A 5,117-nucleotide genomic window follows, 5' to 3' on the forward strand; every position below is an offset into this window, starting at 1 on the left:
AAACTGCATTTCTTTTCTTTCTTTTTCCCTTTCCCTTTCCAATCCTACTTTACCATACCCTTAAGATTAAAGCTTTAGATAGTTATTCCCAATACATTCAACAACACCATTTATTGTTTTACTTTACATTCTCATCTCCGCACCGTCCTACTTTACCACATCTGAAAGTTGCAGTATCATCAGCGAAGAAGAGCTTAACTTCTAGGTTCGGAATGGAGCTAGGTGGGACCTCTTCTCTATTAGCACGGAGATGACAATGTAAAAAGCCTAAAAGTTCTCAATCAAGAATTACTAAGAAACTTCAATCAAGAAATTCTAAATTAAAAATCTTAAATTAAAAACCTTTAATGGGTATTAATTAGTATTCTAAGAGAAAGAAATGTTTCTATTAAATCTATTAAATCATTTATCTCATTTATCTCATTTAACCTGATTTATCTAATCCTTAGAATCCCTTTTAACTCCTTCTTATAAAAGTTAAAGATTTACAAAGAAGCTAAATACTTTAAAAGGATAACTTTTAAACTTAAGAATCTTAAAAACATTCTCCTAAAAGATTTTATTAATCCTTTATTTATCTTAGGGATTCTATTTTCTTTATCTTTTTATCTTTGTTGTTTAATCTTTCTTATAATCCTCTATACTTATCCTTATCTCTATCTTTTCTTTATTTATCTTTCTTTATCTTTGTCAATTTTTCTTATTGTTTGTTCTAATTCTCTCTTATTAATCTTTTCTTGTTTCTTGCGAGTAAAGATAAGACTAAGATTTCATTAGATAACTCTTAAGGAGATTCTTTTCTCTAAAAGATTAAGAAGGATAGTATTCTAGGATCATTAAGTCATTAAACTAAACTTTAAATCTTGTCTTTAATAAGACTTAGTGATTAAAAGATAATGTTTAATGAAAGATCTTATTTAGAATCAATAACTAATAAGCAATAACTCACACAAACTTTAAGAGTGTTCTTTTACACTCATTAAGGCAGTGGCTTTTATCAAATTAAGCCAAACGGTCTATTAGTAGTAGTCAGCTAAACATATTACTATGCTTACACCTCTACCCTATCAAGCAAGTAGTCTTCTTGCGACCTTCAGGGAAAGTTCATCTTGGAGTTGGCTTCACGCTTAGATGCTTTCAGCGTTTATCACATCCATACGTAGCTACGCTGCGATGCCCATAGCAGGACAACAGCTACACCAGTGGTATGTCCATCCCGGTCCTCTCGTACTAGGGACAGATCTCCTCAACTTTCCTACGCCCACGGCAGATAGGGACCGAACTGTCTCACGACGTTCTGAACCCAGCTCGCGTACCGCTTTAAATGGCGAACAGCCATACCCTTGGGACCTGCTCCAGCCCCAGGATGCGATGAGCCGACATCGAGGTGCCAAACCTCCCCGTCGATGTGAGCTCTTGGGGGAGATCAGCCTGTTATCCCCGGGGTACCTTTTATCCTTTGAGCGATGACCCTTCCACACAGAATCACCGGATCACTATGACCGACTTTCGTCTCTGCTTGACTTGTTTGTCTTACAGTCAGGCTGGCTTATGCCATTACACTCTACAAATGATTTCCAACCATTTTGAGCCAACCTTTGCAAGCCTCCGTTACTTTTTAGGAGGCGACCGCCCCAGTCAAACTACCCACCAGGCATTGTCCTACTTGAGGATAACTCAAGCTAGTTAGCAGACAGAAACATTAAGGGTGGTATCTCAACGATGGCTCCATCTCTACCAGAGTAAAGATTTCAAAGCCTCCCACCTATGCTGCGCATAATGCTCCCATCGGCAGTGCCAAGCTGTAGTAAAGGTCCACGGGGTCTTTCCGTCTTGCCGCGGGTAGGAGGAATTTTCACCTCCACTACAATTTCACTGAATCACTCTTTGAGACAGCTCCCATCTCGTTACGCCATTCATGCAGGTCGGTATTTAACCGACAAGGAATTTCGCTACCTTAGGACCGTTATAGTTACGGCCGCCGTTTACTCGGGCTTCAATTCAAAGCTTTGTATTGCTACTAACTAATCCTCTTAACCTTCGAGCACCGGGCAGGCGTCACACCTTATACTTCCTCTTACGAGTTGGCAAAGTGCTGTGTTTTTGGTAAACAGTCGGGAGGGACTCTTTGCTGAGACCACATTGCTGTGGCACACCTTATCGCGAACTTACGGTGTTAGTTTGCAGAGTTCCTTAAAGAGAGTTCTTTCACGCGCCTTAGAATACTCATCTCATCTACCTGTGTCGGTTTGCGGTACGGGCAATATTAGCTAAACTTAGAGGCTTTTCTTGGCACGACGATCTTAATGATTCTCCTATCCATCCGAAGACTTCAAAGAGCCTGTTGGGTTTGGGAAAAGGAAGCGGATTTGCCAATCTTCTTACTTGCACCCTTCGACCAAGACTTCTATCACTTGGCTCATCTTGACCCTATGCGTCCCCCCATCGCACACTAATATTGGTATGGGAATATTAACCCATTTTCCATCGACTACCCCTTTCGGACTTGTCTTAGGACCCGACTAACCCTACGATGACGAGCATAGCGTAGGAAACCTTAGATTTTCGGCGAAGGGGATTCTCACCCCTTTTATCGCTACTCATTCCTGCATGCTCACTTGCATACGCTCCACCACTCCTTACCGGTATGGCTTCGACGCTGTATGCAACGCTCTTCTACCACTGTGCATCAGCACAATCTACAACTTCGGTGTCTATCTTAGCCCCGTTATATTTTCTGCGCAAAATCACTAGACCAGTGAGCTGTTACGCTATCTTTAAAGGATGGCTGCTTCTAAGCCAACCTCCTGGTTGTCTGAGTAACTTCACATCATTTTCCACTTAGAATAGAACTTGGGGACCTTAGTTGGTAGTCTGGGTTGTTCCCCTTTTGACGATTGATTTTATCACCCACCGCCTGACTCCCAAGATACGGTAATAGGTATTCGTAGTTTGACAGGGGTTGGTACCGCGGTGAGCAGCCCTAGCCCAATCAGAGCTCTACCCCCTATTACTATCACTTGAGGCTATACCTAAATATATTTCGAAGAGAACCAGCTATCACTGAGTTTGATTGGCCTTTCACCCCTATCCACAGCTCATCCCAACCCGTTTCAATGGGTACGAGTTCAGTCCTCCGGTGGGTGTTACCCCACTTTCAACTTGGCCATGGATAGATCACTCAGCTTCGGGTCTGCAGCATCTGACTTAAGCCCCCTCATTTATACTTAAACTTCAAAAAGATTCGTCTCTTGGATAATTTTTAAGGATTCTGCGAAAAATGTTTGGTCATTACTGCTAAGGTAACTCCCAGCACATTTTTCTTGAAAACCTTAAAAATTTATCGCAAGATACTAGAATCTTAAATTAAATTATTCATTTGGGATTCTATAAAGTTTTGTATGCAAAGTATTTTAGATGAGAAACGATTACTGTGTAAAGAAAATTGCGGAGACTAGCCTTAATGGCTATCGCACAAAATTTTCTCAAACTCAAGCATTTATCACTAAAAGACAAGCATACCTTGAAGTTAGGCATAAATGAGGGGGCTGCGCCCTATTAAGACTCGCTTTCGCTACGGCTTCACATTGGTTTAACCTTGCCAGATACCACAACTCGCAGGATCATTATGCAAAAGGCAGTCCATCACCCTTGTGGGTCTCACTAAAAAATCAAGCTAAATTCATCTTGTGGCGACTTTTTAGGGAGAAAAACATTGCTTACTGCAACACACTAAAAGTGTGTTTCATTTGTAATATTTCAACAATATAAATACTGCCCCTAAAAATCACATACAATGCTAGAATTTTTGGGATTCCATTTTGTAAGCAAACATTCTATGAAATACCATAGAATCTCACTTTCCTAACGAAAAACCAAAGGCACAGTATTTGAGATGAGAAATCAATGTTGTGCAGCAATTTGTGCGGAGACTAGCCTTAAGGCTGTCGCACAAATAAATTGCAAACTCATTGATTTATCACTCAAAGACAAGCCTAGCTAATTTCTTAATGAGACCCACAATAGGGCTCTGAATGATTGTAGGCAAATGGTTTCAGGTTCTATTTCACTCCGCTCACTGCGGTTCTTTTCACCTTTCCCTCACGGTACTGGTTCGCTATCGGTGTAGTAGTAGTATTTAGGGTTGGAGGGTGGTCCCCCCTGCTTCAGCCCGGATTTCACGTGTCCTGACCTACTCTGGATACTGCTACCTAAAAATACCTTTTCATATACGGGACTATCACCCTCTATGGCTATCCTTTCCAGAATGTTCTATTAAAGTATTTTAGTGGATGTTGCAGTCCTCAACCCCCAATGCAAGCATTGGGTTTGCCCTATTCCCCTTTCGCTCGCCGCTACTAAGAGAATCTCATTTGATTTCTTTTCCTCTAGTTACTGAGATGTTTCACTTCACTAGGTTTGCCTGTGAGCAACAAAGAATAGAAAAGATTTTTAGGTTTTTAAAACTAAAGACTTAAACACTAAGATATTCTACTTTATGGAAATATCTAATAATCTTTATAATTAATCTTTACAATCTTTAAAGTTTTAATCTTGAAGCTTTTAATCTTTAAAGTCTATTTTAAAGATGAAGTCTCTTAACAAAGTTTTAAAACTAGATAAGGATTCTTAGTTCTTCTTTCTACTCTTTGTTACTCACATAGCTAGTATTACTACTAGCTGGGTTGCCCCATTGGGAAATCTATGGATCAAAGCTTCTTGACAGCTCCCCATAGCTTATCGCAGTCTAGTACGTCCTTCATCGCCTCTACTACCCAAGGCATCCACCATTTGCCCTTTATAAGCTTAATCTGACTTTTCATAATGAATATTAATAATATTCTTAACGCCACTGCCTTAATGAATGTAAAAAAAGATAAATAACACTTCATAAAGAATAAAACTAGCAAAAGAATTTAAGAATTTATTTCTATGTTTCTATTTATGTTATATTCTATGTTTTGTTGTATTGCTATCTTTACTCATTTTTAAAGCAATGATTGTGTGTATTGTAGTTATTACTTATTTTAGGCTTTAACAATAAATTGTAAAAGAACATCATTTTTAAAAAATGGAAGTGCAATTATACAATAGGAAGCTTAATGGAAGATGAAATA

2 rRNA genes are annotated in these 5,117 nt (G+C 39.3%); both read right to left on the reverse strand.

The annotated features are described in order from the left end of the window. Window positions 1-134 precede the first annotated feature (134 nt). A 5S ribosomal RNA gene (rrf, locus tag C6H18_RS07965) occupies window positions 135-250 on the reverse strand. Between the two features lie 748 nt (window positions 251-998). Next, a 23S ribosomal RNA gene (locus C6H18_RS07970) occupies window positions 999-4,812 on the reverse strand. Between the last annotated feature and the right edge of the window lie 305 nt (window positions 4,813-5,117).

The organism is Helicobacter mesocricetorum, assembly GCF_900198605.1.
Lineage (GTDB): Bacteria > Campylobacterota > Campylobacteria > Campylobacterales > Helicobacteraceae > Helicobacter_D > Helicobacter_D mesocricetorum.